The sequence below is a fragment of the Nocardiopsis sp. B62 genome, assembly GCF_018070675.1.
Classification (GTDB): Bacteria; Actinomycetota; Actinomycetes; order Streptosporangiales; family Streptosporangiaceae; genus Nocardiopsis; species Nocardiopsis prasina.
The window spans coordinates 107818-134668 of the sequence record NZ_JAGPXK010000002.1; the positions used below are offsets into that span (position 1 = coordinate 107818).

Below are 26851 nucleotides of genomic sequence, written 5' to 3' on the forward strand. Positions count from 1 at the left end.
CGTACGCGACGAAACCCCCCGAGAGACGAGGAGCGGGTCGATGTGGTGGCGAGGAGGCCGCGGCCGGACCGTGGCGGCTCTGTGTGCCGTGGCGGTGATGGCGCTGTCCGCCTGTTCGGCGGAGGGAGGGGAGGACCCGCCCTTGCGGTCCCTCCTTGACAAGACGTCGATCACGGTCGGGGTCAAGGCCGACCAGCCCGGCGTGGGGCTGAGGAAGGGTGAGGAGTTCGAGGGGTTCGACGTGGACGTGGTGAACCACATCGCCGAGGAGCTGGGGATCGAGGACGTGCGGTTGGTGCCCATCACGTCCGACGTGCGCGAGGAACGGCTGGTGGACGGTGACGTGGACATGGTCGTGGCGACCTACTCCATCACCGCGGAACGCAAGCTCGACGTGACCTTCGCGGGCCCCTACTACGTGGCCAGGCAGGACATCCTGGTGCGCAGGGGCGAGCAGGGCGTGAACGGGGTGGCGGACCTGGAGGGGCGGGTGATCTGTCAGGGAGACGGCTCCAACTCCGCCAGCCGGGTCGAGGAGGGCCTCGGTATCGACGTGGCCGAGGTCGAGAAGCCGGAGACCTACAGTGACTGCGTCGACATGCTCAGAGCGGGCGAGGTCGACGCCGTGTCCACGGACGACCTGATCCTCGCCGGGTTCCTGGACGAGGACCCGGAAGCGTTCGAGTTCGTGAACAAGCCGTTCACCGAAGAGCGGTACGGGGTGGGTCTGCCGAACGGAGACGTGGCGGGCTGCGAGGCCGTGAACAGGGCGATCGACACGATGTACCTGAGCGGTGAGGCCGGCGAGAGCCTGAACCGCTGGTTCGGAGACACCGACCTGGAGCTGGTCACGGACGTGCCCCAGTTCGAGGGTTGTGCGTAGGGGTCGTGGGCGGTCGGAGGGGTCACCGAGTGGCCCAGGAGGGGCTTATGTCAGATACTGATCCCCGCAGGGGGCTTTGGGGGGAGAGAAGAGGAGTTGTCCGTTGACCATCGTCGAGTTCCTGAAGGCGCGTCTGGACGAGGACGAACGTGCGTCCAGGGCCGTCCCCGTGGGGTCACGCGGCCGGGAACGGGCGCTGGCCGAGGTCGCGGCCAAGCGCGGGATCGTCCGCGGCTACACCGAGGCGCACGACGCGAGCATGCGCATCGTCGACCCCTCCTCTCCGGCGGCGAACGTCGGCGGTGACCCGTGGTCGGAACTGCTGGCCTGGCGGCTCGCGGTGAAGTACCTGGCGTCCGTGTACCGGGGCCACCCCCAGTACGACCGGAGCTGGGAGGAGTAGCCCCCCGACTAGGCGGGCTCGGGGAGGTCGAGGAGTCGTTCCACTGTCTGGGCCAGGTCCCGACCCTCGACGTCGGGGCTGGGGAAGACCGACGGGAACCGTCCCTCCAGGTGCGCGGACCATCCCGTCACCAGTCCGGCCCGGCGGCCCCCCGCCGCGTCCCAGCCGTGCGCCGTGACCAGCCCCAACCGCTCCGGGGGCACCCCCAGTTCGCGCGCGGCCGCCAGGTACGGCTCGCGGGCCGGTTTCCACGCTGACGGACCGTCGCCTCCGGCGAGGGCTTCCAGCGGTAGACCGGAGCGTTCCAGCAGCAGGCGGACCTGCTCGCCGTCGCCGTGGCCGAGCACCGCCGTGCGCACGCCCCGCTCGTGGGCGGCCTCCAGCGCCGACGCGGCCTCGCGGCGGGGTTCGAGCCGGGCGATGCCGTTGATGATCACGTCCTCGGCGGCCGGGGCGATCTGGTTCCCGGTGATGTCCCGCAGGGACCCCCGGGCCACGTCCTCGAAGGTGCGTTCCCCGCCCAGCAGGGACAGGGCGAAGGCGTCCCGCAGCAGGTGGTCGCACCAGCGGGTCATGAGCACCCGGGGGATGCCCGCCTCACGGAACCGCCACTCCAGCGGGCCGAGCGGGAAGAGGGTGTCGAGGGCGTCGAGGACGAGGGCGGCGGGACGGACGGGACCGTGAGCGTGAGGGGGCACGGGGCGCTCCAACTCGGTGGGGGCGTGTGGTTGCTATCTACCCCGCCGCGGGGATCAGAAGACGACGTAGCCGGAGATGTCGTCCTCAAGGTGGGCCGGGAGCTGGGCCCGGATGAGCGCGTCCGGCAGCGAGACGAACGGGGCGGACGAACGCTCCGTCACCAGGGCCTCGGCGTGCTCCGAGGTGAGGCCGGGCAGGTCGGCGATCGCCTCGGCGGAGGCCCGGTTGAGGTCCACGAGGCCGCCGTCGTCGTAGCCCGTGCGCAGGTCGGGTCGGCCGATCCCCAGTTCACGGGCCAGGGCGGGGTCGTCCGCGAGCAGGGCCCGGGACTCCTCACGCCGACGGGCGCGGTCGGCCGCCATCGCGCGCAGCTCCGAGTTGCCCCGGCCGGCGAGGGCACCAGCCGCAGAGGTGGGGGCCGGGCCGGTGGGCGCGGCGCCGACCGGTTCGCCGCGCAGTCTCCGGTTCCGCTTGGAGTTCACGCTGTAGATGTCGTGGAACAGGTAGGCCGTGGCGCAGAGGGAGTAGACGACGAGCAGGCCCGCGCTGACGTTCTCCAGGACGCTGCCCTCGGCGCTCGAACCGAACACCGCGAGGAGCGGCACGCACAGCGCCGCGAGGACCCCGGCCACGGCGGACCTGTGGCGGATCGCCACGTAGCCGAAGGTGAACAGGCCGAGAGCGCCGCAGGTGAGCAGGTTCGTGAGGAGGAAGCCCATCCCGCCGGGCCTGATGTCGCTGGCAGCCCTCGGCGGCTGCGGGGGACGGGGCGGAGGGCCGGGCTGCACGTGGTGCGGCGGGTACGGAGGGAGTCGTCGCTCTCCGTGATCGGCGTGCTGTCGCTGGGGGTCGTGACCGCCGGGATGCCACCCGGGGCCAGGGGATGTGTTCGACATTGCCCAAGCTTATGACGTTCTTTCCCCGCCGCGATGTGCAGGGTTTTCGCGAGGAGGCGCGCGGAGTCCCCGCCGTGGGTCAGCGGGCGGCGTTGAGCTGCGGAATCTGCTCCGCCGCCCACGGGCTGATCACCCAGGGTGTGCGTTCGGCCAGTGTGGCCACGTCCGGCCAGGCCGCCCAGGTGAACTCGGCGACCTCGTCCGCGTCCGGGACGGGGGTGTCCTCGGTACGGGCCCAGAACACCGGGCAGAACTCGTTCTCCACGATCCCCTCGGCGGAGACCGCGCGGTACCGGAAGTCCGGCAGGGCCTCGGTGACCTCGGTCAGCTCGATCCCCAGCTCCTGGCGGACGCGGCGGCGCACCGCCTCCTCCATGGACTCGTCCGGGGCGGGGTGGCCGCAGCAGCTGTTGGTCCACACACCGGGCCAGGTGGTCTTACCGAGGGCGCGGCGGGTGAGCAGCACCCGGCCGTCCGGTCCCAGCACGTAGCAGGAGAAGGCCAGGTGGAGCGGGGTGTGCTCGGTGTGGACGAGGGCCTTGTCGGCCACCCCCACCGGCTCGTGCGCCTCGTCCAGCAGGACCACGAACTCGCGTTCCGCACCGTCGCCGGCGGCCGTCTGCTGGCTCACGAAACTCTCCCTGCCCGTGGCGCCAGGGCCCCACGCGTCGATTCCCAGTGCTGGCTCACCCCCCATGGTCGCCTGTCCCCGTGACCGCTTCGCACCGACCGTCCGGTCCCGGAGTGCGCATAGGGTTCCTGGTGGCCCGGCAGGAGGCCACCAGGAACAGCGGCGGGATGCAGTGGTGACGGAAACGGTGACGCGGACCACGGTCGACGGGATCGACCCGGACAGGCTTCGGGTGTGCCTGGAGGTGTTGGCCGAGGCGGAGGGGCTGCCCGTCGACCACGACGACTCCCTGACGCTCCAGCGGGGTACCGCCCGGCTGTTCAAGGCCCTGAAGGAGCGACGGCGCAAGGAGCGCAACGCCGCCCGCAGCGCTCACGACAAGGCCGTGTTCGCCGCCACCGCCACGGCCGCCCCGGACCGGATCGACGACGAGACCAACGGCCGCGCGCTCACCAGCCGCGCCCTGGCCTCCGGCGAGGACGGCGCGGAGGGGACCGGTGACGCCGACGACGCCGCTCGTCAGCTCGCCGGGGTGCTGCGCAAGGCCCGCCCCTGTTACGTGTGCAAGCAGAAGTACCAGGAGGTCGACGCCTTCTACCACCAGCTCTGTCCGGAGTGCGCCGTCTTCAACAGGCAGCGCCGGGAGGCCCGTACCGACCTCACCGGGCGGCGGGCCCTGCTCACCGGCGGCCGCGCGAAGATCGGCATGTACATCGCGCTGCGGCTGCTGCGCGACGGCGCCCACACCACCGTCACCACGCGCTTTCCCAACGACGCCGTGCGCCGCTTCGCCGCGATGCCCGACAGCGACCAGTGGCTGCACCGGCTGAGGGTGGTCGGCATCGACCTGCGCGACCCCGGCCAGGTGGTGCGGCTGGCCGACTCGGTGGCCGAGCAGGGACCGCTGGACATCCTCATCAACAACGCCGCGCAGACCGTGCGCCGCTCGCCGGGCTCCTACGCGCCGCTGATCGCCGCCGAGTCCCAGCCGCTGACCGGGGAGGGCCTGCCCGAACCGCTGGTGCTCGGCGGGGTCCGACCCCGCGAGCTGGAGGGCGCCACCGAGTCCGAGGTGGCCGAGGTCGCGCCGCACACGCTGACCCCCGAGATGCTCACCTCCCTGGCGCTGACCACCGGCGCGGCGCACCCGGACCGGGCGCACCAGGCGGGCGCGATCGACGCGGGCGGCCTGGTGCCCGACCTGGCACCCGTCAACAGCTGGACGCAGCGGATCGGCGGGGTCGACCCCGTGGAGATGCTGGAGGTGCAGCTGTGCAACGTGAGCGCGCCCTTCCTCCTGGTGGACCGGCTGCGCCCCGCGATGGCCGCCTCCTCCGCGAGGCGCACCTACATCGTGAACGTGTCCGCGATGGAGGGCGTGTTCGGGCGCGGGTACAAGGGGCCCGGCCACCCGCACACCAACATGGCCAAGGCCTCGCTGAACATGCTCACGCGGACCAGCGCCGAGGAGATGCTGGAGACCGACGGCATCCTCATGACCAGCGTGGACACCGGGTGGATCACCGACGAGCGGCCGCACCCGGACCGGGTGCGGATCGCCGCCGAAGGGTTCCACGCGCCCCTGGACCTGGAGGACGGCGCGGCCCGCGTGTACGACCCCATCGTGCGCGGCGAGCTCGGCGAGGACCTGCACGGCTGCTTCCTCAAGGACTACAGGCCCTCGAACTGGTAGGCGTCAGGGTTCCAGGACCAGGCGGACCGGTGCGCCGACCCGCTTCTCCAGCCGGTCCACCGCCTGGCGCGCCTCCTCCAGCGGGAACCTCCCGCTGACGGAGCGGCTGAACTCCAGGCGGCCCGCCCGGACCAGGTCCACGAGCTGCACCACGTGCTCCGGATCCGACCCGTAGTGGCCCAGGACCTGCTGGCGCAGGTAGCTGAACCGCGAGCCGTCCCGGACCTCCAAGGGCTTGTCGGTCAGCCCGACCAGCACCAGGCGGCCGTGCTCGCCGAGGACCTGGACGGCCTGTTCGCGCACGATCGGGACCCCGGCGAAGTCGAAGGCGACGTCCAGACCGCGCCCGTGGGTGAGCTGGCCGATCCGGGTGAGGAACTCCGGCGCCGTGGAGTCCAGCGCCACGTCCGCCCCGTAGTCCAGGGCGCGCGCACGGGCGCGCTCGTCGGGGTCGGCGGCGATGATCGGGGCGGCCCCCACCATCCGCAGGAGCTGTACGGCGTGCGCGCCCAGGCCGCCCACGCCCCACACGGCCACGGCCTCGGCCGGGCGCACGTCACCGGTGGCGGTCACGGCGGCCCAGGGTGTGGAGACGGCGTCGGGGATGATCGCGGCCTGCTCGAAGGGCAGCTCGTCCGGGATGGGCACCACCGTGGACTCGCTGGCCAGCGCGTACTCGGCCCACCCGCCGTCGTAGTCCACGCCCCTCGTGAGCACCTGACCGTGCCGGTCGGGCTCACCGGCCTGGAGGGCCACCCGGTCGCCGACCCGGACATCGAACACCTCCGGGCCCAGTTCCTCGACCACCCCGGCGACCTCGTGCCCCAGGGTGACGGTGTCCCCCTTGAGGTGGAGCGGGGTCAGACCGCCGCCGACGAGATGGGCGTCGGACAGGCACACACCGGCCGCCCGAACTCGGACGAGGACCTGGCCGGGGCCGGGGGTGGGCCGGGGGACGTCGGTGACCGTGAGGGTTCGGTCGGTGATGTTCAGCCGGGCCGCACGCATGGTGGCCATAGGTCGTTCCTCGCAGTCGTGTCGCAGGTGCCCATTTCCTCACCGATCATCACGGTTGGTGTGGGTGTGCCCACGGGGACGACACGGGCCTCACGGGTCAGAACCCGCTCACTTTTTCGTCAAGCGAGCGGGATCAGTCCATGAGGCCGCCGCGGTACGCCCAGGCGGCGACCTCCACCCGGTTGCGGGCCCCGATCTTCTCCTGCACCCGGGCCAGGTGCGTCTTGACCGTGCTCACGGTGACGTGCAGCTCCGCCGCCACCTCGGTGTTGGTGAGCCCCCGCGCGACCGTGCGCACGATCTCCAGTTCGCGGGCCGTCAGCCCGCTCTCGGCGAGGTCCCGCCGGGGTGCCCGGGCCGTCGAGAAGTGCTGGAGCAGACGCACGGTGATCTGCGGGGAGACCATCGCGTCGCCCCGGGCGGCGGCCCGCACCGCCTCGATCAGCAGCGCCGGTCCCGCGTCCTTGAGCAGGAACCCGACCGCGCCGCCCGTCAGCGCCGCGTGCACGTACTCGTCGAGGTCGAAGGTGGTCACCACGACCACCCGGAGCGGGTCGGCCACCCCCGGCCCGGCCAGTCGGCGGGTGGCCTCCAGCCCGTCGATCCCCGGCATACGGATGTCCATGAGGACCACGTCCGGGCGCAGCCGCTCGGCGAGCCGGACCGCCTCGACCCCGTCACCCGCCTCCCCGACCACCGTGATCCCGTCCTCGGCGTCGAGGATGTAGCGGAACCCCGTCCGCACCATCTGCTGGTCGTCAGCGAGCAGCACCCGAATCGTCAACCCTGACCGTCCCCTCCGCGCCGGGCGGGGATGGTTCCCCGCACGGTCCAACCCTGCCCCACGCCGTCGGGTCCCGCGGACAGCTCTCCACCGAGGAGCCGGGCGCGCTCGGCCATGCCCACCAGCCCGTGCCCGCCGCCCACCGGAAGCCCGGAGCCCCGGCCGTCGTCCTGGACACGCACCTCCACCTCGCTGTCCAGGACCGTGGCCACCACGCTCACCCGGGTGGCGCCCCGGGCGTAGCGCAGCGCGTTGGTCACCGACTCCTGGGCGATCCGCAGCACCGCCGTTCCCACCTCCGGCGGCAGGTCCCGGACCGGCCCTGACACGTGCACGGCCACCTCGGGGCGCCCGGGCGCGGCCGGGGCCGCGAGCGCGTCCAGCCCCTCGGCCGGGCCGGGGGCGAGCGGTGCCTCACCCGGCTCCCGCAGGCGGCTGACCATCCCCCGCATGGACTCCAGGGCCCGGGTGCCCGCCGCCTCGATATCCGGCAGGGCCGCGCGCACCGCCTCGGGGTCGCGCTCGGCGATGTGCCTCAGGGCCTGTGCCTGCACCACGATCCCGGTGACCTCGTGTGCCACCACGTCGTGCAGGTCGCGGGCGATGGCCAGCCGCTCGGTCGCGCGGACGCGCTCCACGTCGGCCGTGCGCTCGGCCCGCCGCCAGCGCAGGTACAGGCCGGGAACCAGACCGGCGACGACCGCCAGCAGCGCGGCGGTCGGTTCGAGTTCGAAGGGTTCCCGCAGGTAGTCGGAGTAGGCGGCGACGAAGGTCAGGACCATCACCACCGTGATCTGCCAGCCGCGGCAGCGATACGCGGCCAGGGCGAGGATCGCCAGCATCCCCACGGCCTCGGAGAGGGCGATCGGGAAGCCGAAGATGCCCTTGGGCAGGGGCCACAGCAGCACCGACACGAACATCACGGCCACCGGCGCGACGACCCCGGCGGCCAGGGTCGCGAGGGGACCGGCCGAGGGCCGCGCGACCAGGGCGACCAGCAGCACGCAGAGAGCGCCGGAGACGCAGGCCGCGAAGTCCATCGCGGAGGTCGGCGGTCCCATCCAGTCCGAGTGCGTGGGGATGGCCAGCGCCGTCCGCAGATCAGCGACCCACAGCAGGATCATCCCCGCCGTCAGGGCGAACGCCACCAGGAGGGGGTACAGGCGCGACCGGCCGTCAGCGGTGGCGGAGAGCCTGTTCAGAGCCGTGGTGTGGAGCATGGTGACCAGGCTAGGCCGTGGTCCGGCGGCCGTGCATCGGTCGAACGGACGACGCGCGGCGGGTGGTGGGGGGCGGGGGTGGGCCGAAAGGCTGACTCGGTGCCCCCGGGGGTTCGACTGATCGGTCGATGTGCGGCGAGGGGCCGCCGGGGGACGCTGGTCCCGACCATGAGGGAGGACCAGTGACCACTGCATCGACCCCGGCCGGGGCCCCGGCCACCGCACCGCCAGGGCGCGCACCTGACGGGGGACCCGCGCGACGGGTCGCCCTGCTGGACGTCGCCCGCGCACTCGCGATGATCGGCGTGGTGGCGATGAACGCGCCCACCGTCGTCTTCGCGGCCGAGCGCCTCGGAGAGGTCGAGCAGAGCACGCTCGCGTCGGTCGTGGACGGGGCGCTGGGCCTGCTGATGTCAGGGAAGGCCCGCGCGCTGCTCATGGTGCTGCTGGGGGTGGGGGCCGTCCTCGCCTGGCGGTCCGCGACCCGGCGCGGGGGGCGGCCGATGGCCGTCATGCTCCGCCGCTACGTGGTCCTGGGGGTGCTCTTCGGGGTGCCGCACCTGCTGGTGTTCCACGGCGACATCCTCACCCACTACGCGCTCACCGCGCTGGTGCTCGCCCCGCTGATGCCGTTCCTGCTGGCCGGGCGGGGGATCCGGCCCCTGTGGTTCGCGGTGGCTCTGTTCGCCACGGCCCCCGTCGCCGAGTTCGGTCTGGGCACGCTGTTCCCGGGCGGCCAGCTGGACATCCTGGTCACCCTCATCCCGCAGACCCTCGGGTTCTTCTGTGTGGGCGTGTGGCTGGCCCGCAGACCCGAACTCGACCCCGAGCGCGCCGACGAGCCCACCCGGCTCCCGGCACGCATGATGTGGACGGGACTGGTGGGGCAGGTGCTCGGCCTGCTGGCCCTCTATGGCGCCGACCTGTTCTTCCCCATGGAGTTCGACTCCGACGGCATCCCGGTGATGGGTCCCGACGGCGTCCCGGTGGTCTCCCCGGGGTCGGACATGATGGTCTCCTTCGGCGCGAGCCTCGGCGGACTGGGCGGCGCCCTCTTCTTCCTGGGCCTGGTCTGGTGGCTGGTGAGGCGGGACCGGACCGGTGCCCGCGCCCTGGGCGCGCTGGCTCCGTTGGGCCGGATGACCCTCACCGTGTACCTGGGCAGCACCGCCGTGTTCCTGCTGACCATGAAGCCGTTCGAGGGCGAGATCCCGCTCATGGCGCAGTACGGGATCGCCGCCGCCTACTTCGTGGTGATGGCCCTGTTCGCCCGCTGGTGGCTGGTCCGCTTCAGACTGGGGCCGCTGGAGTGGATCTGGCGCGGCCTCACCTACCTGCGCCCCATGCCGATGCGCCGCAGCCCGGAGGCGGTCACGTCCGCGCCCACCGAACTCGGGCGGGTCGTCGGCGGACAGGACTCCACCGGGCAGCCCGGAGACCCCGGCGAGGTCTCGAAGGACTGAGTCGCTCCGGGGAGGGTCACGCCTGCCCGCACCGGGACGGCCACCCTCTCCAGGAGGCGAGACCACCGGGGACCGGGCCGAGGCCGCCAGGGATTGAGTCGCTCCGGGGAGGGTCACGCCTGCCCGCACCGGGATGGCCGCCCCCTCCAGGAGGTGAGACCACCGGGGACCGGGTCCGCGTTGGAGGAGACCACCGGGGCACACGCGTGTGTGGAGCACGGGAAGCGCGCTCCGGGAGTCGAGGCCGCCGGTGACCGACTCACCCGGGACGGGACCAGCGACGCGTACGGGCGGCCCTCCCCCAGCAGACGTACACCGGGGGTCGGATCCCGGGCGCACTCGCCCCCGGTGTTCGGGGCCGTCCCGGAGTGTTGCTCCGGGGCGTCCGCGTCCGTTCAGCCCCCGGCCACCGAGGGCAGCAGTCGGACGTCCGAGCCGTCGTGGACCGGCGCTTCCAGGCCGCCCACCGAACGGCACTCGTCCTGGTCCACGAACACGTTCACGTACCGGCGCAGGGCTCCCTGCTCGTCCCTGATCCGACGGTCCAGGCCTGGATGGCGCGCGGCCAGCGCGTCCAGCACACCGCGCAGCTCGGTGCCGTCCTCGACCTCCAGCGGCACGTGGGTGGCGCCCTCGGCGTCGACCCGCAGCACGCTGGTCAGGTGCACGGTCACCCGCATCTCACACCTCCGTGGCCCGAACGCACAGGACGTCGGGCAGGTGGGCGGTGACGAGGTTCCAGCGGTCATCGTCGTCGGTGGTCGCGTAGACGTCCCCGGAACGGGTGCCGAAGTAGAAGCCGGGCACCCGCGCTCCGTCCGTGCATGCGGCGTCGCGCAGGACGATCCCGAAGTACGGCTCCTCGGGCAGGCCCTCGTTGACCGCCCGCCAGGTCCTCCCCCCGTCCTCGGTGCGGTAGGCGCCCAGCCGGTACCCGGCCGGGAGGTGGACCTCCTGGCTGATCACGGGGAAGTTCAGTGCCGTGTCCGGGTCGTGCGGGTGGGCGACCATCGCGAAGCCGAAGTCGGTGGGCAGCCCCTCCTCGATCCGGTTCCAGCCGTCCACGGCCGGGTTGGCGCTGCGGTAGACCCCGTGGTGGTTCTGCGCGTAGAACGACCCGTCCGGGGCGGCGGCGACCTTGTGCACGCACTGGCCGTATTCGGGCTCCTCGTCGGGGAGGAAACCAGCGGAGATACCCCGGTTGGTCGGCGTCCAGCTGGCCCCGTCGTCCTCGCTCTGGTAGACACCCCCCGTGGACATGGCCACGGTGATCGCCTCGGGCGACTGACGACCCGCGCCGAGCGTGCCGGGCAGGACCGTGTGGATGGCGGCGCCACCGGCGCCGGGCATCCAGTTGACCCGGTGCGGGTGGTCCCACAGCGAGCGGACCAGCTCGAAGCTGTCGCCTCCGTCCGATGACCTGAACAGGGCGTGCGGCTCCACCCCGGCGAACACCGTGTCCGGGTCGGCGCCGAAGGCGAACTGCCAGGCGCGGGTCAGCGAACCGTCGGTGTCCTCGGGGAAGGCGATGGGTGGGGACGGCGGTTCGGTCCATGTCGCGCCGAGGTCGTCGCTGTGCCAGACGCTCGGACCGAAGTGCCAGCTCTCCGTCCCGGCGAGCAGCCGCTTGGTGCGCGGGTTGATCCCGACCGTGTAGACGGGGCTCATACCCGCGTCGTTGGCCTCGTCGAGCCGGTGCGGGCCGGTCACCTCCCATGTGCGCCGATCCTCGCTCCGGGCCGTGAACAACCCCTTGCGCGTGCCGATGACCAGGAGATATGCCATGACGAACTCCAAGGTGTGAGTCAGGTCTCCACTCTGGCACAGGGGGGCGACCTTCGCCGGAAGGCGCGGGGCCGACCCGGCGGGGAGGGTGAGGGAAGCGTCAAAGTCGCGTCAGGAGGGGGTTGCGGACGCCTCGGTCAGTGAATAGTTAGGAACCCGAACGATTTGCCGTGGGTGGCGAATTCGCACCTCGGGGAAATGGTGGCCCCGTTGGAGGGATAAGTTCCGTGTGGAGGGAACCCTTTCCGGGCAAGGGTTCCGCGGCGAGTGGAAGGCGGTTGTCGGTACCAGATCACTTTGCAATAAACTCCCGGGCCAACCGGTGTTCGCTCCGAGGTTCCTCCAAACCCCGGGACGCCGGTCACATCCCGTCATCCAGCCCGGAAGACATCCCGCTCCTTCGGTCTCTCGGTCCGTTTCGGGACCACCGTCCCAATGGCCGGTCCCGCGTACCATCGAGAACCGAGTTCCCACTCGATAGGGTCGCCTCATGCACCACCCCCCGGACACGCTCCACGCTCGCAAACGTCGTAAGGCGAGGGCCACGATCGTGTCAGCAGCCTTCCAACTCTTCGCCGAACACGGATTCGACAACGTCACGGTCGCGGCCATCGCGGAACGCGCCGAGGTCGGCCGCACCACCTTCTTCCGGTACTTCGGTGACAAACAACAGGTGCTGTTCGCCGATGACAGCGCCGAGGTGGACCGCATGTGCGCCTACGTGCGCGAGCGGGTGGACCGGAAGCCGGGGACCGATCTCGGGGCCGCGCTCGCCCTGCTCCGTGAGGCCGCCGCTGCCACCGGGCCCCATGCCGCCCTGTCACCCGCGCACTCGGCCGTGCTGGTGCGGCTCCTTCGGGAGAGCATCGACCTCAGGTCCCGCTACCTGCTCACCAGGCAGCAGAGGGCGCTTCGCCTGGCCGTGGCCCTCACGGAGGCCGGGACGGTGGAGAACGTCGCCGTCCTTGCCGCCCACACGGCGATGGCCTGCGATCTCACGGCGATGCGGCTCGCGGACAGCCCGGAGGCCTACCCCGCCCGCGTGGACGAGGCCCACGGGATACTCCGCACCCTGGGGATGTCCGGGGAGTGACCGGATCGGGGCGCGACCCTCCTGCCCCGATCCGCACGCCCTGACCCGGCCGTTCCCGGCACCCGTCCCCGGCCCGCACACCCAGACCCGGTGCGGGCCGCGCGGGGGCCGACCGTGGCTCAGACGTCGTGCTCACGCACCAGACCGACGAGCCGTCGGCCAAAGCACGCCACCACCGCCAGGCTGACCGCGCCCACCAGTGCGTAGGGGACACGGAGCGCGTCAGCCTGGCCCAGGGTGGGGGTCAGGGCGGCCACCAGGACACCGCCCGCCGCCATGCCCACGGCGCTCATGCCCCAGCTGACCGTGCGCATGGCGGCGTTCACCCTCCCGAGCAGGTGGTCCGGGGTGACGCGCTGACGGATCGACGTCATCGCCACCGAGTAGCCCAGGACCAGGCCGCCGCTGAGGAAGTACACCCCGGCCACCACCGGGGTGAGGGGCAGCAGCGCCACCACCAGGTACAGCAGTCCGCTCCCGGCCAGGCAGAGCGTCGGCAGCGTCCCGTGCGCAAGGACGGAGCGCAGCCAGGAGACGACCTGTCCGCCGATCACCCCGCCGATCGCGGCGAAGGCCATCAGCAGGCCGAACCCGGCCGGTCCGAGCCCCAGCGTGTCCCGCACGAACAGCACCTGGGTGGAGAGCAGGGTCGTGTAGGCCGTGTTCACGAACACCGCGATGACCGCCACCGCGCGCAGCAGCGGCTGGTTCCACAGGGCCCGCACGCCCTCGACCACGTCCGCCCACACCCCGCGCGGTCCTCGCGGTGCCCTGGGAACGGAACCCTCCGCGGGTCCGGCGTCGCCGGGCTCGGGGGAGGTCGCGCGGACCCTCAGGAGCGCCACCACCGACACCAGCAGTGCGGCGATGTTGAACAGGAACGGCACGAACAGGCCCAGGGCCAGCACGAACCCGCCCAGCGGGCGCCCGGCGAACTCCTGCGCCACGATCGCCCCGGAGCGGACGTGCCCGTTGGCGCGCTCCAACGACTCCCGGGGAACCAGCGCGGTCACTGTGGTCTCGGCGGCGGTGTCGTAACAGACCTCCAGGGCGCCGAAGCAGAACGCGAAGGCCGTGAGCAGGGGGATCGAGGCCCAGCCGGAGAACACCACGAGGGCCAGCAGCGCCCACAGCAGCAGTCGCAGCGTGTTGGCGGAGACCATCAGCGTGAACCGGGGCAGGCGGTCCACGAGCACGCCCGCGGGGAGCGCCAGGAGGAGCCAGGGCAGCCGCCCGGCGGTGGCGACGGCGGCCACCAGGGCCGCGCTGTCGGGGGCCAGGGAGGAGGCCAGCCAGGGCACGGCGATCATCGCCACGCCGTCGCTCAGGTTCGAGGCCAGGGACGCGGACCAGAAGGCCCAGAAGCGCCCGCCGAGCGGTGCCGCCGACGCCCGGGTCGTGGAGTCGGACATGGGGGACCGGCCTTCCGCACGCCGGTGTATCGGGCGGTTCCCGAGCGGGGCACCGGCACACGGGGCCCACGCTAACCCTCCGCTCTGCGCCACAACCCCGGAGTGCGCGGGGATCGGGAGCGCGAGGGGGCTGGATTTAGTAGGACGTCCAACTATATGGTGAGGGAGCCGTGGAGCGGGGAAGCTGGTGCGAATCCAGCGCGGTCCCGCCACTGTGACCGGGCAGAACGTCCGGAAGTCAGGCCACCGCTCGCGGCCGGAGATTCGTGTGGTCCACGAGGATGGAGCGAACACGCATGGTCAGCGAGCTGACGCATTTCGTGCATGGCACCAACGTCCCGGGTCGGAGCGGTCGCTTCGGCGACGTGTACGACCCCAGCACCGGCCAGGTCCAGGCCAGGGTCCCCCTGGCGGACCGGGCGGAGACCGAGGCGGTCATCGCCGACGCCGAGCGGGCGCAGGTCGAATGGGGTGCCTGGAGCCCCCAGCGCAGGGCGCGGGTCCTGCTCAAATTCCTCCAACTGGTCGAACCCGAACGCGAGTCCCTCGCCCGGACCCTGTCCGCCGAGCACGGCAAGACCGTCGCCGACGCGCACGGCGACCTCCAGCGCGGACTGGAGGTGGTGGAGTTCGCGGCGGGCATCCCGCACCTGATCAAGGGCGAGTTCACCGACAACGCCGGGGCCGGGATCGACGTCCACTCCCTGCGCCAGCCCCTGGGCGTGGTCGCGGGCATCACCCCGTTCAACTTCCCGGCGATGATCCCGCTCTGGAAGGCCGCGCCCGCGCTGGCCTGCGGGAACGCCTTCATCCTCAAGCCCTCGGAGCGCGACCCCTCGGTCCCGCTCCGTCTGGCCGAGCTCTTCCTGGAGGCGGGACTCCCGCCGGGCGTGCTCAACGTGGTCAACGGCGACAAGGAGACGGTGGACACCCTGCTCACCGACCCCCGCGTGGCCGCCGTGGGCTTCGTCGGCTCCACCCCGATCGCCGAGTACGTGTACTCCACGGCCACCGCGCACGGCAAACGCGCCCAGTGCTTCGGCGGGGCCAAGAACCACATGATCGTCATGCCCGACGCCGACCTCGACCAGGTCGCCGACGCCCTGATCGGCGCCGGGTACGGGTCCGCCGGTGAGCGCTGCATGGCCATCTCCGTGGCCGTCCCGGTGGGCGAGGAGACCGCCGACGCCCTCGTCGCCAAGCTCACCGAACGCATCGCCGGGCTGACCGTGGGCGCCTCGGACGACCCCGACGCCGACTTCGGGCCCCTGGTGTCCGGGGACGCCCTGAACCGCGTGGACGCCTACGTGGGGCTGGGGGTCGAGGAGGGCGCCGAACTGGTGGTCGACGGCCGCGGACTCAAGGTCAAGGGCCACGAGGACGGCTTCTTCACCGGCGCCTCCCTGTTCGACCGCGTCACCCCCGACATGCGCGTCTACAAGGAGGAGATCTTCGGCCCCGTGCTGACCGTGGTGCGCGCGGCCGACTACGAGGAGGCCCTGCGCCTGCCCAGCGAGCACGAGTACGGCAACGGCGTCTCCATCTTCACCCGGGACGGCGACACCGCCCGCGACTTCTCGCAGCGCGTCAACACCGGCATGGTCGGCGTGAACGTGCCCATCCCGGTCCCGGTCGCCTACCACACGTTCGGCGGGTGGAAGCGGTCCGGCTTCGGCGACCTCAACCAGCACGGACCCGACTCCGTCCGCTTCTACACCCGCACCAAGACCGTCACCTCGCGCTGGCCCTCCGGGGTCAAGGAGGGCGCGGAGTTCACGATCCCGGTCGTCCGGTGACCTCCGCGATCACCGACGAACAGCGCGCGCTGGCCGAGACCGCGCGCGGGTTCGCCGACGAACACCTCGCACCGTTCGCCGTCGGGTGGGACCAGACCAAGCACTTCCCGGTCGACGTGCTCCGCAAGGCCGCCGAACTCGGCATGGGCGGCCTCTACGTCTCCGAGGACACCGGCGGCACGGGCCTGACCAGACTCGACGGCGCCCTCGTCTTCGAGGCCCTGGCCACCGGCTGCCCGTCCCTGGCCGGGTACCTGTCCATCCACAACATGGTTGCCTGGATGGTCGACCGCTACGGCGACGACGAACAGCGCGCCCGCTGGATCCCGGGGCTGTGCTCCATGGAGACCCTGGGCAGCTACTGCCTCACCGAGCCCGGCGCCGGTTCCGACGCCGCCGCGCTCAGCACCCGGGCGGTCCGCGACGGGGACTCCTACGTCCTCACCGGCTCCAAGCAGTTCATCTCCGGGGCGGGCGTCTCCGAGGTGTACGTGGTGATGGCCCGCACCGGAGGCGACGGCGCCGCCGGGATCTCCGCGTTCGTCGTGCACCGCGACGACCCCGGGGTGTCCTTCGGCCCCAACGAGGCCAAGATGGGCTGGAACGCCCAACCCACCCGCCAGGTCCTCATGGACGGGGTCCGGCTGCCCGCCGACCGCCTCCTGGGGGCCGAGGGCGACGGCTTCCGCATCGCGATGAACGGGCTCAACGGCGGGCGCCTCGGCATCGCCGCCTGCTCGCTCGGGGGCGCCCTGGCAGCTCTGGAGGGCAGCACCGCCTACCTGGGGAGCCGGGAGGCCTTCGGCGCCCCGCTCATCAACGCGCAGGCGCTCCAGTTCCGGCTCGCGGAGATGGCCACCGACCTGGAGGCCGCCCGCTCCCTGCTGTGGCGGGCCGCCAGCGCCCTGGACGAGGGCGACCCGGGGGCCGCTCAGCTGTGCGCGATGGCCAAGCGGTTCGCCACCGAGGCCGGGTACACCGTCGCGGACCAGGCCCTCCAGCTCCACGGAGGGTACGGCTACCTCACGGAGTACGGCATTGAGAAGATCGTGCGCGACCTGCGGGTGCACCGAATCCTGGAAGGAACCAACGAGATCATGAGCCTCATCATCGCTCGACGACTCACCGGGGCCGCCTGATGACCAGCGAGACCACTCCCGGGGAACCGACCCCGGACGACGCGACGGTGCTGCTGCGCGTGGAGGGCACGCTCGCCCACGCCACACTCAACCGCCCGCGCTCCATCAACGCCCTGGACCACTCGATGGTCCGGGTGCTCGCGGACGCCCTCACCTCCTGGGAGAAGGACGAGGGGGTGTCCGTGGTGCTGCTGGACGGTGCCGGGGAACGCGGCCTGTGCGCGGGCGGCGACATCCGCGCCATCCGGGCCAGCGCGGTGAACGGCGACCGGCAGGCCGCCGACTTCTGGCGGGACGAGTACCACCTCAACGCGCGGATCGCCCGCTACCCCAAGCCCTACGTCGCTCTCATGGACGGTGTGGTCATGGGCGGCGGCGTGGGCGTGTCCGCGCACGGCGGCGTCCGTGTGGTGACCGAGCGCTCCAAGGTGGGCATGCCGGAGACCACCATCGGGTTCGTGCCGGACGTCGGCGGCACCTTCCTGCTCTCGCGGGCGCCCGGCGAGACCGGCACGCACCTGGCGCTCACCGGCACGCCGATCGGTGCCGCGGACGCGGTGTACACCGGTATGGCCGACCACTATGTGCCCTCCGAGCGGCTCCCCGACCTCGTCGCGGCGCTCACGCGTGCCGGTACGGAGACCGAGGTCGACGAGGCGGTGGGCCGGTTCGCCGAGATCGTCCCGGCCGCGCCCCTGGAGGCCCGGCGCGGGTGGATCGACGCCTGCTACTCCGCGGACACCGCAGAGGAGATCGTGTCCCGGCTGCGCGACCACGGCGACCCCGAGGCGGCGAAGGCCGCCGAGATCATCGGGACCAGGTCACCGACTGCCGTCAAGACCACGCTGGCGGCTCTGCGCCGGGCCCGGGCCCTGGACACCCTGGAGGAGGTCCTGGAACAGGAGTACCGCGTGTCGATGGCCGCGCTGGGCTGGCCCGATCTCGCGGAGGGCATCCGGGCGCAGGTGATCGACAAGGACCGGAACCCCCGGTGGTCCCCGGCCACGCTCGCGGAGGTGGCCGACGCAGACGTCGACCGCGCCTTCGACCCCGCCCCGGACGGACCGGTCGGCCTCGCCGAACCGGCCGCCGCGGCAGACGCCACCGGAGGTGTTCGATGACCGCGATCGCCTTCGTGGGGCTCGGCAACATGGGCGGGCCGATGGCCGCCAACCTCGTCGCGGCGGGGCACGACGTCACCGGTTACGACCTGGTCCCCGAGGCGCTGGAGCGTGCCTCGGGCGCCGGCGTCCGGGTCGCCGGGTCCGCCGCCGAGGCCGTGGCCGGGGCCGACGTCGTCATCACGATGCTGCCGAGCGGCCGCCACCTGCTCACCGCCTACCAGGGCGGCGCCGACGCGGAGGGTGGCCTGCTGGCCGCCGCTCGCCCCGGCACGCTCTTCCTGGACTGCTCGACGGTGGACGTGGCCGACGCGCGAACGGCCAACGAGGCTGCCGTCGAGGCCGGGCACCGGGCCATGGACGCCCCCGTCTCCGGGGGCGTGACGGGCGCCGAGGGCGGGACGCTCACCTTCATGGTCGGAGCGCGGGAGACCGACCTCGACACGGTGCGGCCGCTGCTGGACGTGATGGGCGCCAAGGCCGTGCACTGCGGCGGCCCCGGCGGCGGCCAGGCGGCGAAGATCTGCAACAACATGGTGCTGGGCGCGTCGATGCTCGCCGTGAGCGAGGCGTTCGTGCTGGGCGAGCGGCTGGGACTGACCCACCAGGCTCTGTACGACGTGATGTCCACGGCCTCCGGGCAGTGCTGGTCGCTCACGACCTACTGCCCCGTCCCGGGACCGGTGCCCACCAGCCCGGCCAACAACGACTACCGGCCGGGCTTCGCGGCCGCGCTGATGGCCAAGGACCTGGGTCTGGCGGCCAGCGCCCTGGAGCAGACCGGGGTGGAGGCGCTCATCGGTGCCCGCGCGGCGGAGGTCTACCGCGCCTTCGTCGACGGCCTGGACGGGCAGCCCCGGGACTTCTCCGCGATCGTGGAGTCCGTGCGCGAGCGCTCGGGCCGGTCGGCCCCGGAGGCCGTCTCGGACTGAGTGGGGTGGGGTGGGGGAGGCCCGGGTGACTCGAGGGAACGGGCACCCGGGCCGTCCGGTGCACGCAGTGGCCGAAGTCGGTCACACGGGGAGGAACCACGGCCCGCCGGGTGGCGTCTCACGGAGAGTCAGGCTTCGGGACGCGGTGTCCCGGGCAGTCATCACCCCAGCGTGGAGCTGAATCCCCCATGAACCCCAAACCCGGCGCGCTCACCGCCATCCAGGTCATCCTCTTCATCATGTCCGCCATCGCGGGCCTCGCCCTCCTGCTGGCCGTGGTGGGCGTGAGCACCGTGAGCTCGGGGGAGCTGGAGAGCGCCACCGGTGTGAGCTCCGGGACCTTCTGGTTCCTGATGCTCGTCGCCGCCGCGACGACCGCCCTGTACGTCTACGTGGCCTCCACCCTGGGCCGGGGCGGCTACCGCACCCGGACCCTGGTGCGCGTGGTGGCGGGGGTCGGAGTCGCCTCCGCGCTGATCAACATGCTGAGCGGGGAGAGCGGCATCGTCGGCCTCGTGCTCATGGTCGTCGTCCTCACTCTCAACGAGGGCGAGTCCGCCAGGCGCTGGTACGAGGAGACCGAGAACCCGGCCTCCCACCGGGGTCAGTGACAGGTCGGCGCCGGGGCGGTGTCCCCTGGTGGTGGATCCCGAGTGAGGAACGTCCGATCCGGTCGCTAGGCTCCAGACCCGGCGAGGACGGGCCCGGTCCGAGGCCCGCCGCCCTCTCACCAGGAAGTCCCCCATGAGTACGAGCCGCATGCCCCTGGCACTCAGAGCCCTGCGCAACATCCTGTGGATCATGGTCGTCTTCGGAACGATGGGGCTCGTCCTCTCCATGATCGGGTTCTCGGTCATGACGGAGGAGGAGATCCACCAGGAGACGGGGACGGGCCGGTCCGCCTCGATCGCGCTCATGCTGCCGACTGTGGTCATGCTCCTGGTCAAGGCGTACGTCGCGGCGTCCCTGAGCCGGGGAGGTCGGGCCCAGCGGTGGTGCGTGCGTGTGCTCACGGCGTCGTACCTGCTGCCGGGGCTGGTGCTACTGCTGGTCCTGGACGTCACCGGGCTCTTCGAGATCGCGGTCGGTCTCCTGTACCTGGCGCTCAACGAGAGCCGGTCGGCCCGGAACTGGTACCGGTCGCGGGCGACGGCCGCGGCACCGGAGGCGGCCCCTCCGGGGCCGGCCACGGATACGGCCTCCTCCGGGGGAGGGCTTCCGGTCCCCGACGCCTCCGCCCCGACCCCCTGACACGTGTGCGCGCCCCGGCCGCCTCCGGCTCCCATCAGGCCGGGGTGACCGGGGCGCGCGTCCGTGGTGCCGCCCCCAGCGGCGTCCTAGAACGGCGTCAGGGTGATCTCCAGCCCCGAGGGACCGTGGTCCTGGATGTAGGACGCGAAGTCCTCGACGTCGTCGAAGGCGAAACCGTACGCCTTGCCGTCCTCCGTGTGCTCGTGGAACGTCCCGGCGTAGCGGTTGGCGATGTCGGCCAGGTAGAACTCGGCCGGATCGTTGGTGGGCTGGGCGGCGTGGTCCAGCAGGGTGGCGCGGTTGAGCGCGGCCCCCACGATCGCCGCCACGGGGCCCGTGATCCCGTCGTTGGGCGCGGCCAGGGCGCCGTCACAGAAGAGCACGTCACGGGTACTGGGCCGGGGGATGGGCGAGACCCCGCCGTCGAACAGCAGCTCGTCGCCCTGGACCCGGCCGGTGAAGGTCCCCGCGTTGGTGGTGACGCTCAGGTCGGTGCCCGCGTAGTGCGACCACACCTGGTCCACGTACGGGTCGAAGTAGTCAGTGGGGAAGATCCCCGCGTCGAGCCCGTGACCGGGGGCGATGATCCGGTGGCCGTCGTAGACCAGGGACGAGAAGTCCGGGTCGGCGGCGAGGGTCTCGAAGATCGCGTCGCGGCCGCCGGGCAGGAGGAAGCCGGTGCTCTGGTCCTCGTTCCCGGTCAGCCGGATACCGATCGGCACGCTGAACTGGTCCACCATCGAGGTGTTGCAGAACATGCCGTCCTCGTTGTGGGTGAACTCCACCGAGTCGTGCAGGACGTCGAAGCCGTGGTCGTCCTCGACCCAGCCGGCCGGGAGCTGGAGTGCGGGGTTGCCGTCTCCGTCCTCGACGATCCGGATGCCGAGCTTGCCTCCCATGGCGAAGTAGATCCGGCCGGACATGTAGGGGAGCGTCATGCCCGAGAGGGCGCCCAGGGGGATCGAGTAGTCCGTGTAGCCGTCGTCGGTGTTGTCGTCCACGCTGACGGGGTGGGGCGTGCCGTCGGAGTCGACCCAGCAGTGGACGTCGTCGACGAGGTCGGTGCCGACCACGTACACGAGGACCTCGTCGTCCCCGAAGCGTCCGCTGTTGTTGGTGACGCTCACCGGGAGCGCTCCCAGGTTTGACGAGTCCGAGACGGGGGCGATGTTCTGGGGCCTGGTGGCGCAACCGGTCGCGCCGAGCAGGGGAGCCCCTACGGCGATCGAGGCGCCGCCCAGGAAGAGCCTGCGGTTGATCATGGAACTCCTCAGTAGCGGGTGTGAAGAGGTGCGCACCATGGAGCCAGGCCGGGGGCACCCGCGTCAACGGGGTCAGTGGGGCGGATTCCCGTGGCGATCACGTTACCCGTGGTGACGAAGTTGCGTGTGATGTAGATCACATGGGGTGTCCGGGGGTGAGCTCCAACAGCGCGACCCCCCTGTGCCGGTGGCTCCCCGCGACCGACAGCCCCGCGCGCTCGGCCAGGGCCGCCAGCTCGTCGGCGCCGCGCTCCCGGCCCTGGAAGAAGGCCAGCATCCGCAGGTCCAGCTCGCTGACCACCTCCTCGGCGGCGTGCTCGGCCACCAGCACCGTCCCGGCCGGACCGGCCGCCTCCGCGCACCGCCGCAGGATGGCCTCGGCCGACGCGTCGTCCCAGTCGTGCAGGATCCAGCCGAGCACCAGGGCGTCCCCGGTCACCGGCAGCGGATCGAAGAAGCTGCCCTCGACGGCGTCGGCGCGGTCGGCCAGACCCGCCTCCCGGAGGTTGGCCCGCGCCGCCGCCACCGGGCCGGGCAGGTCCACCACGGTCCCACGCGGCCGGTGGAAGCGTTCCAGCAGCGTGATCAGCAGTGATCCGTTCCCGCCGCCCACGTCCACGATGTGGTCCAGCGCCTGCCACTCGTACATCTCCGCGAGGGTCCCGGAGTGGTTGACCATCCGGGCGCTCATGAGTTCGTCGAACGAACGGCTGAGCTCCGGGTCGGTGGACAGGTCCTCCCAGAAGTTCGAGCCGTCGAAACGCAGGGAGTAGGCGCTCCGGCCGGTGCGCAGCGCCTCGGCCAGCTCGGACAGGCAGAGGTCGGCGCGCCCGTGCGCCCCGTCCCCCGCGAACCAGCCCAGCCGGGAGTACGGGTGGTCCGACCGCAGGGACGCCCCCACGGCGGTGAGCGCGAACCGGTCCCCCTCCAGGGTGAACAGGTCCTCCTTGACCAGGTACCGCAGCACCCGCGCCAGGCCGTCCGGGTCCGCCCCGACCGCGGCGCCGAGTTCGGCCGCCGTGCGCGGCCCGGCGGCCAGGTGGTCGGCGATCCTCAGCGTGGCCACCGCCCGGATCGCCATCGGGGTGACCGGGCTGGCCAGCGACCAAAGACGTGCGGACGCCTCCCTGGCCTCCTCGGTGCTCCCGTGTTCCCCACGCTCTGCGCTCATCGGGCACGCTCCAGACACTCGGGCCGTCTTCTCCTCGGCTCCTCCGGACACTACCCAGCACGGGGCGTCTCCATGGGCGCGATCTCCCCACGCGTGGTGATCCGGGCCCCATCCCACGAGCGCCTGGGGTCGCCCGCACCCGGACGGCGGCTGGGCGCACGCCGCTGACCCGGCCCCGAGGGAGACCGGGCCGGGTCAGTCGGTGTCGCGGCGGGTGGTCAGCCCGCCAGCCGCTGAGCGGGCAGCGGCACCGAACGGCGCTCGCGACCCGTGTAGCTGCTCAGCGGACGGATGAGCGCGTTCGCCTCCTGCTGCTCCAGGATGTGCGCGGTCCACCCGGTGATCCGGGCCATCACGAACAGCGGCGTGAAGGTCGGGACCTCGAACCCCATCAGGTGGTAGGCGGGGCCCGCCGGGTAGTCCAGGTTCGGGTGGATGCCCTTGCGCTCCACCATCGCCGCCTCCAGGGCCTCGTACAGCTTCATGAGATCGTCGGCGCCCTTGAGCGCCGCCATCCGGTCCAGCGCCTCGCGCATGGTCGGCACCCGGGAGTCCCCGTGCTTGTACACGCGGTGCCCGAACCCCATGATCTTGCGCTTCTCGGCCAGGGCGGTGTCCAGCCAGTCGGAGGCGCGGTCGGCCGAACCGATCTCCTGGAGCATGTGCATGACGGCTTCGTTCGCGCCCCCGTGCAGGGACCCCTTCAGGGCGCCGATCGCGGCCGTCACGGAGCTGTAGATGTCCGAGAGAGTCGAGGTCACGACCCGGGCGGTGAACGTGGAGGCGTTGAAGCTGTGCTCGGCGTAGAGGATCATCGACACCTCGAAGCAGCGCACCACCTCGGTCTCCGGCACCTCACCGAAGCACATGTGGAAGAAGTTCTCGGCGTAGTCCAGGCCCGGGTCCGGCTGGATCGGGTCCAGACCCTGACGGCGGCGGTGGTCGGCGGCGACCACCGTGGGCAGTCTGGCCAGCATGGCCTCGGCCTTGACCCGGTTGGCCGCGACCGAGTTGTCGTCCTCGGTGGGGTCGTCGGCGCCCAGGTAGCTGATGGCGGTGCGCAGCACGTCCATGGGGTGCGCGGTCTCGGGGAGACGGCGCAGCAGGTCCAGGGTGTGCCGGTCCAGGGCGCGGTTGGCCCGCTCGCGGGCGGTGAACTCGCGCAGCTGGCCCGACGTGGGCAGCTCCCCGTACCAGAGCAGGTACGCGACCTCCTCGAACGTGCACGAGGCGGCCAGGTCCTGCACCGGGTAGCCCCGGTAGGTCAGCGAGTTCGAGGCCTCGTCGACCATGGAGATCTCGGTGGTGTCGACCACCACCCCGGCCAGTCCCTTGCGGATCGCCGTGTCGGTCATGCTCACCACATCCGTTCAGATCCTGAAGTTGTAGACGTCGTCGTCGAAGGCGTTGTACGAGGCGTAGTCGATGAGTTCGTAGAGGCGGGCGCGCGTCTGCATGCGGTCCACGAGCCCCGCCTGCGTGCCCTCGTCGCGGAGGGTGCGCAGTCCGTCCTCCACGGCGCCCATGGCCAGGCGCAGGCTGGTGACCGGGTAGATCACCATGTCCATGCCGAGGGACTCCAACTGCTCCACGGTGAGCAGCTCGCTCTTGCCGAACTCGGTCATGTTGGCCAGCAGGGGCACGTCCACCGCCTTGCGGAAGGCCTCGAAGTCCGCCGGGCCGCGCATCGCCTCGGGGAAGACCATGTCGGCGCCGGCGTCCACGTACGCCTTCGCCCGTTCGATCGCGGCGTCCAGACCCTCCACGGCGGCCGCGTCGGTGCGCGCGCAGATCACGAAGTCCTCGTCTCGGCGGGCGCTCACCGCCGCACGGACGCGGCGCACCATCGTGCCGGTGTCCGTGACGGTCTTGCCGTCCAGGTGCCCGCAACGCTTGGGGTTGACCTGGTCCTCCAGGTGGCACCCGGCCAGACCGGCCTCCTCCAGGGACCGCACAGTGCGGGCGGCGTTCATCGGTTCGCCGAACCCGGTGTCGGCGTCGATGATCGTCGGAAGGTCCGTCACCCGGGCGATCTGGCCACCGCGCCCGGCCACCTCGGTGAGGGTGGTCAGGCCGATGTCCGGCAGGGCGAGGTCCGCCGCGATCACGGCGCCGGAGACGTACACGCCGTCGAAGCCGAGTTCCTGGACGAGGACTGCGGTGAGCGGGTTCATCGCGCCGGGCACCCGCAGGAGCCGGTCCGAAGCGAGCCCCTCCCGCAGGAGTCGCCGCCTGGCGTTGGGTGAGGTGGTGGACTGCGACATCAGAAGATCCCCTTCGAGGTCGACAGGTCGCTCGGCGCGGTGGCGGTGTCCTCCGCGAAGGACAGCTGACGCACCTCGTCGGCGGTGAGTTCGGGCAGACGCCCGACCAGGCCCAGGAAGCGGTCCTGCTCGTCCTTGGACACGACCCCCTCGGCGAGGGCGCGGAACTTGGCGACGTAGTCCGGGCGGGTGAACGGGCGGGCACCGAGCGGGTGGGCGTCGGCCATCGCGATCTCGTCCTCGATCACGGAGCCGTCCGCCATCTCCACCACCACGCGGCCGCCGAAGGCCTTCTCGTTCGGATCCGTGGCGTGGTACCTGCGGGTCCACTCCGGGTCCTCCACCGTGCTGATCCGGTGCCACAGCTTCACGGTGTCCGGCCGCTGGGCGCGCTCGGGGGAGTAGGAGCGCTCGTGGTGCCACTCGCCGTCCTGGAGGGCGACGGCGAAGATGTAGGGGATGGAGTGGTCCAGGGTCTCCCGGCTGGCCGTGGGGTCCATCTTCTGCGGGTCGCCCGAACCGGTGCCGATCACGTAGTGCGTGTGGTGGCTGGTGTGGATGGTGATCGAGCGGACCCGGGACGTGTCCCCGACCTTCGGGCCCAGCCGTCGTGCCAGGTCGATGAGGGCCTGGCTCTGGTACTCGGCCGAGTGCTCCTTGGTGTAGGTGTCCAGGATGCCGCGCTTGGCCTCACCCGGTGCGGGGAGTTCGACCACGTACTCGACCCCCGGGCCGCTGAGCAGGTAGGCGACGAACCCGTCCTCGCCCTCGTAGGCCGGGGAGGGGGCGCCCTCGCCGCGCATGGCGCGGTCCACCGACTCCACGGCCATCTTCCCGGCGAACGCGGGGGCGTACGCCTTCCAGCTGGAGATCTCCCCCTTGCGGGACTGGCGCGTGGTGGTGGTGACGTGCAGGGCCTGCTGGACGGCTTGGTAGACGGTCTCGGTGTCGAGTTCCAGGAGCGTGCCGATCCCGGCCGCGGCGGAGGGGCCCAGGTGGGCGATGTGGTCGATCTTGTGCTCGTGCAGGCAGATGCCCTTCACCAGCGCGACCTGGATCTCGTACCCGGTGGCGATGCCCCGCACCAGGTCACGGCCGTCCCGTCCGAGGTGCTGCGCGACGGCGAGGATCGGCGGGATGTTGTCCCCGGGGTGCGAGTAGTCGGCGGCCAGGAAGGTGTCGTGGAAGTCCAGTTCCCGGACGGCCACCCCGTTGGCCCAGGCCGCCCACTCGGGGGAGACCCGCGTGGAGGCCGGGGTGCCCATGACGGCCGCGCCGGGGTTCAGAGGGTGCCGGGTGGCCTGCGCGCGGGCGCTGCGGACGGGGCGTCGGCGCAGCGAGGCGGCGGCCACGGCGGCGTTGTCGATGATCCGGTTGCCGATCATCTCCACCACGGCGGGCTCGACCCGGACCGGGTCGGTCGCAACGGACGCGATCCGGTGGGCCAGCTGCTCCTCCTTGGCGGGCCCCTCGGAGCTCCGGTGGACCCGGACGCGGTGCTGCACCATGTTCATCCCCTCGACGCGGTATCTGTGCAGCCGAGGTTCGCACGGGAGAAAGGCCAGGTGGAAGGCCCGAAACCTGCTGGGTTGTGCTAACCGAGGGGTGTGTTTTCGCTAAGTCGGCCAAGTTCTCGCCAGAGGTCGGCCCCGGCGTTAGCGGGCGCGATGCGCGGATGGGCAGGTGCGAGTCGGTACGTTCGCCGTATGCACCGCTACCCGCGCCTGGACGTCATCGTGAGCCCCGATTCCGAGCTGGGGGGTTGCGTGGCGCGTGCCGTGGATGTCGAGGTCGCTTCCCAGGGCGAGACCGAGCAGGAGGCCCTGGACGCGCTCACTGACGCCCTGGAACTGTACTTCGAGGGTGACCACTAGGTGCTTGAGAGCTGCCCTGGCGAGCTGCGGGCGCCGCTTGCCAGCGGGTTCGCGGTGCCCTT

Annotated in this window: 26 protein-coding genes and 1 riboswitch; of the genes, 12 read left to right on the top strand and 14 right to left on the bottom strand. The window is 71.9% G+C overall.

Going from position 1 to position 26851, the window contains the following annotated elements; genetic code table 11:
- Window positions 1-40 precede the first annotated feature (40 nt).
- Both KBX21_RS02525 and KBX21_RS02530 read left to right on the top strand, forming a co-directional pair.
- On the top strand, window positions 41-883 hold the full coding sequence (locus KBX21_RS02525) for a glutamate ABC transporter substrate-binding protein (protein WP_049579669.1): 843 nt from the start codon (window positions 41-43) through the stop codon (window positions 881-883).
- A gap of 103 nt (window positions 884-986) precedes the next feature.
- The gene (locus KBX21_RS02530) at window positions 987-1286 is read left to right on the top strand and encodes a DUF6221 family protein (RefSeq protein WP_049579667.1); all 300 of its coding nucleotides are present in this window, start codon (window positions 987-989) and stop codon (window positions 1284-1286) included.
- Between the two features lie 8 nt (window positions 1287-1294).
- Here the strand turns inward: KBX21_RS02530 and KBX21_RS02535 are convergent, their stop codons facing one another.
- The 3 genes from KBX21_RS02535 to idi form a co-directional block, all read right to left on the bottom strand.
- Window positions 1295-1984: an HAD family hydrolase gene (locus KBX21_RS02535; RefSeq protein WP_210840887.1), complete on the bottom strand. Its 690-nt coding sequence runs from the start codon at window positions 1982-1984 to the stop codon at window positions 1295-1297.
- A 54-nt stretch (window positions 1985-2038) separates the two neighbouring features.
- Window positions 2039-2881, bottom strand: coding sequence for a helix-hairpin-helix domain-containing protein (locus KBX21_RS02540; RefSeq protein WP_247665122.1), 843 nt, complete (start codon window positions 2879-2881; stop codon window positions 2039-2041).
- A 79-nt stretch (window positions 2882-2960) separates the two neighbouring features.
- Complete coding sequence (gene idi, locus KBX21_RS02545; RefSeq protein ID WP_049579658.1) at window positions 2961-3512, bottom strand: isopentenyl-diphosphate Delta-isomerase; 552 nt, start codon at window positions 3510-3512, stop codon at window positions 2961-2963.
- A gap of 175 nt (window positions 3513-3687) precedes the next feature.
- Between idi and KBX21_RS02550 the strand changes: the two genes are divergently transcribed.
- Window positions 3688-5205 (top strand): SDR family NAD(P)-dependent oxidoreductase, encoded by a 1518-nt coding sequence (locus KBX21_RS02550; RefSeq protein ID WP_374225691.1) that lies wholly within the window; start codon window positions 3688-3690, stop codon window positions 5203-5205.
- Between the two features lie 3 nt (window positions 5206-5208).
- On the opposite strand, the gene KBX21_RS02555 is transcribed toward KBX21_RS02550, so the two are convergent.
- The 3 genes from KBX21_RS02555 to KBX21_RS02565 all read right to left on the bottom strand — a co-directional run bounded on the left by KBX21_RS02555 (window position 5209) and on the right by KBX21_RS02565 (window position 8226).
- Window positions 5209-6222, bottom strand: a complete 1014-nt coding sequence (locus tag KBX21_RS02555; protein WP_210840889.1) for a zinc-binding dehydrogenase — start codon at window positions 6220-6222, stop codon at window positions 5209-5211.
- A 133-nt stretch (window positions 6223-6355) separates the two neighbouring features.
- Window positions 6356-7006, bottom strand: coding sequence for a response regulator transcription factor (locus KBX21_RS02560; protein ID WP_210840890.1), 651 nt, complete (start codon window positions 7004-7006; stop codon window positions 6356-6358).
- Window positions 7003-8226, bottom strand: a complete 1224-nt coding sequence (locus KBX21_RS02565) for a sensor histidine kinase (protein WP_156208171.1) — start codon at window positions 8224-8226, stop codon at window positions 7003-7005. The genes KBX21_RS02560 and KBX21_RS02565 overlap by 4 nt, the downstream gene beginning before the upstream one ends.
- A 182-nt stretch (window positions 8227-8408) precedes the next feature.
- Between KBX21_RS02565 and KBX21_RS02570 the strand changes: the two genes are divergently transcribed.
- The gene (locus tag KBX21_RS02570) at window positions 8409-9689 is read left to right on the top strand and encodes a DUF418 domain-containing protein (RefSeq protein ID WP_307869133.1); all 1281 of its coding nucleotides are present in this window, start codon (window positions 8409-8411) and stop codon (window positions 9687-9689) included.
- Window positions 9690-10084: 395 nt separating this feature from the next.
- Here the strand turns inward: KBX21_RS02570 and KBX21_RS02575 are convergent, their stop codons facing one another.
- Both KBX21_RS02575 and KBX21_RS02580 read right to left on the bottom strand, forming a co-directional pair.
- Window positions 10085-10369 (bottom strand): MoaD/ThiS family protein, encoded by a 285-nt coding sequence (locus KBX21_RS02575; protein ID WP_017542794.1) that lies wholly within the window; start codon window positions 10367-10369, stop codon window positions 10085-10087.
- A gap of 1 nt (window position 10370) precedes the next feature.
- Entirely contained in the window at window positions 10371-11474 is a 1104-nt protein-coding gene (locus KBX21_RS02580) for a sialidase family protein (RefSeq protein ID WP_210840891.1), read from the bottom strand.
- Between the two features lie 490 nt (window positions 11475-11964).
- Between KBX21_RS02580 and KBX21_RS02585 the strand changes: the two genes are divergently transcribed.
- The gene (locus tag KBX21_RS02585) at window positions 11965-12567 is read left to right on the top strand and encodes a TetR/AcrR family transcriptional regulator (protein ID WP_210840892.1); all 603 of its coding nucleotides are present in this window, start codon (window positions 11965-11967) and stop codon (window positions 12565-12567) included.
- Window positions 12568-12686: 119 nt separating this feature from the next.
- Here KBX21_RS02585 and KBX21_RS02590 read toward each other — a convergent pair whose 3' ends face one another.
- Entirely contained in the window at window positions 12687-13979 is a 1293-nt protein-coding gene (locus KBX21_RS02590; protein WP_210840893.1) for an MFS transporter, read from the bottom strand.
- Between the two features lie 148 nt (window positions 13980-14127).
- Window positions 14128-14248: riboswitch (cobalamin riboswitch) on the top strand.
- A gap of 27 nt (window positions 14249-14275) precedes the next feature.
- Here KBX21_RS02590 and KBX21_RS02595 point away from each other — a divergent pair.
- The 6 genes from KBX21_RS02595 to KBX21_RS02620 all read left to right on the top strand — a co-directional run bounded on the left by KBX21_RS02595 (window position 14276) and on the right by KBX21_RS02620 (window position 20218).
- Window positions 14276-15775: a CoA-acylating methylmalonate-semialdehyde dehydrogenase gene (locus KBX21_RS02595; RefSeq protein WP_210840894.1), complete on the top strand. Its 1500-nt coding sequence runs from the start codon at window positions 14276-14278 to the stop codon at window positions 15773-15775.
- Window positions 15772-16914, top strand: coding sequence for an acyl-CoA dehydrogenase family protein (locus KBX21_RS02600; RefSeq protein ID WP_210840895.1), 1143 nt, complete (start codon window positions 15772-15774; stop codon window positions 16912-16914). The genes KBX21_RS02595 and KBX21_RS02600 overlap by 4 nt, the downstream gene beginning before the upstream one ends.
- A complete protein-coding gene (locus tag KBX21_RS02605; RefSeq protein WP_210840896.1) occupies window positions 16914-18035 on the top strand; it encodes an enoyl-CoA hydratase/isomerase family protein in 1122 nt (373 codons plus the stop codon). The genes KBX21_RS02600 and KBX21_RS02605 overlap by 1 nt, the downstream gene beginning before the upstream one ends.
- Window positions 18032-18967 (top strand): 3-hydroxyisobutyrate dehydrogenase, encoded by a 936-nt coding sequence (gene mmsB / locus KBX21_RS02610; protein WP_210840897.1) that lies wholly within the window; start codon window positions 18032-18034, stop codon window positions 18965-18967. Before KBX21_RS02605 ends, mmsB begins: the two co-directional genes overlap by 4 nt.
- 188 nt (window positions 18968-19155) lie before the next feature.
- On the top strand, window positions 19156-19578 hold the full coding sequence (locus KBX21_RS02615) for a hypothetical protein (protein WP_210840898.1): 423 nt from the start codon (window positions 19156-19158) through the stop codon (window positions 19576-19578).
- A gap of 133 nt (window positions 19579-19711) precedes the next feature.
- Entirely contained in the window at window positions 19712-20218 is a 507-nt protein-coding gene (locus KBX21_RS02620; protein ID WP_210840899.1) for a hypothetical protein, read from the top strand.
- Between the two features lie 86 nt (window positions 20219-20304).
- On the opposite strand, the gene KBX21_RS02625 is transcribed toward KBX21_RS02620, so the two are convergent.
- The 5 genes from KBX21_RS02625 to KBX21_RS02645 all read right to left on the bottom strand — a co-directional run bounded on the left by KBX21_RS02625 (window position 20305) and on the right by KBX21_RS02645 (window position 26423).
- Window positions 20305-21480 (bottom strand): beta-1,3-glucanase family protein, encoded by a 1176-nt coding sequence (locus KBX21_RS02625; protein WP_210840900.1) that lies wholly within the window; start codon window positions 21478-21480, stop codon window positions 20305-20307.
- Window positions 21481-21616: 136 nt separating this feature from the next.
- Window positions 21617-22651: a methyltransferase gene (locus KBX21_RS02630; RefSeq protein WP_210840901.1), complete on the bottom strand. Its 1035-nt coding sequence runs from the start codon at window positions 22649-22651 to the stop codon at window positions 21617-21619.
- A 218-nt stretch (window positions 22652-22869) separates the two neighbouring features.
- Window positions 22870-24006, bottom strand: coding sequence for a bifunctional 2-methylcitrate synthase/citrate synthase (locus KBX21_RS02635; RefSeq protein ID WP_210840902.1), 1137 nt, complete (start codon window positions 24004-24006; stop codon window positions 22870-22872).
- A gap of 15 nt (window positions 24007-24021) precedes the next feature.
- Complete coding sequence (prpB, locus tag KBX21_RS02640; protein ID WP_210840903.1) at window positions 24022-24915, bottom strand: methylisocitrate lyase; 894 nt, start codon at window positions 24913-24915, stop codon at window positions 24022-24024.
- Window positions 24915-26423, bottom strand: coding sequence for an MmgE/PrpD family protein (locus tag KBX21_RS02645; RefSeq protein WP_247665123.1), 1509 nt, complete (start codon window positions 26421-26423; stop codon window positions 24915-24917). Before KBX21_RS02645 ends, prpB begins: the two co-directional genes overlap by 1 nt.
- Window positions 26424-26621: 198 nt before the next feature.
- Between KBX21_RS02645 and KBX21_RS02650 the strand changes: the two genes are divergently transcribed.
- Window positions 26622-26789, top strand: a complete 168-nt coding sequence (locus KBX21_RS02650; protein ID WP_247665124.1) for a type II toxin-antitoxin system HicB family antitoxin — start codon at window positions 26622-26624, stop codon at window positions 26787-26789.
- The last annotated feature ends 62 nt before the right edge of the window (window positions 26790-26851 follow it).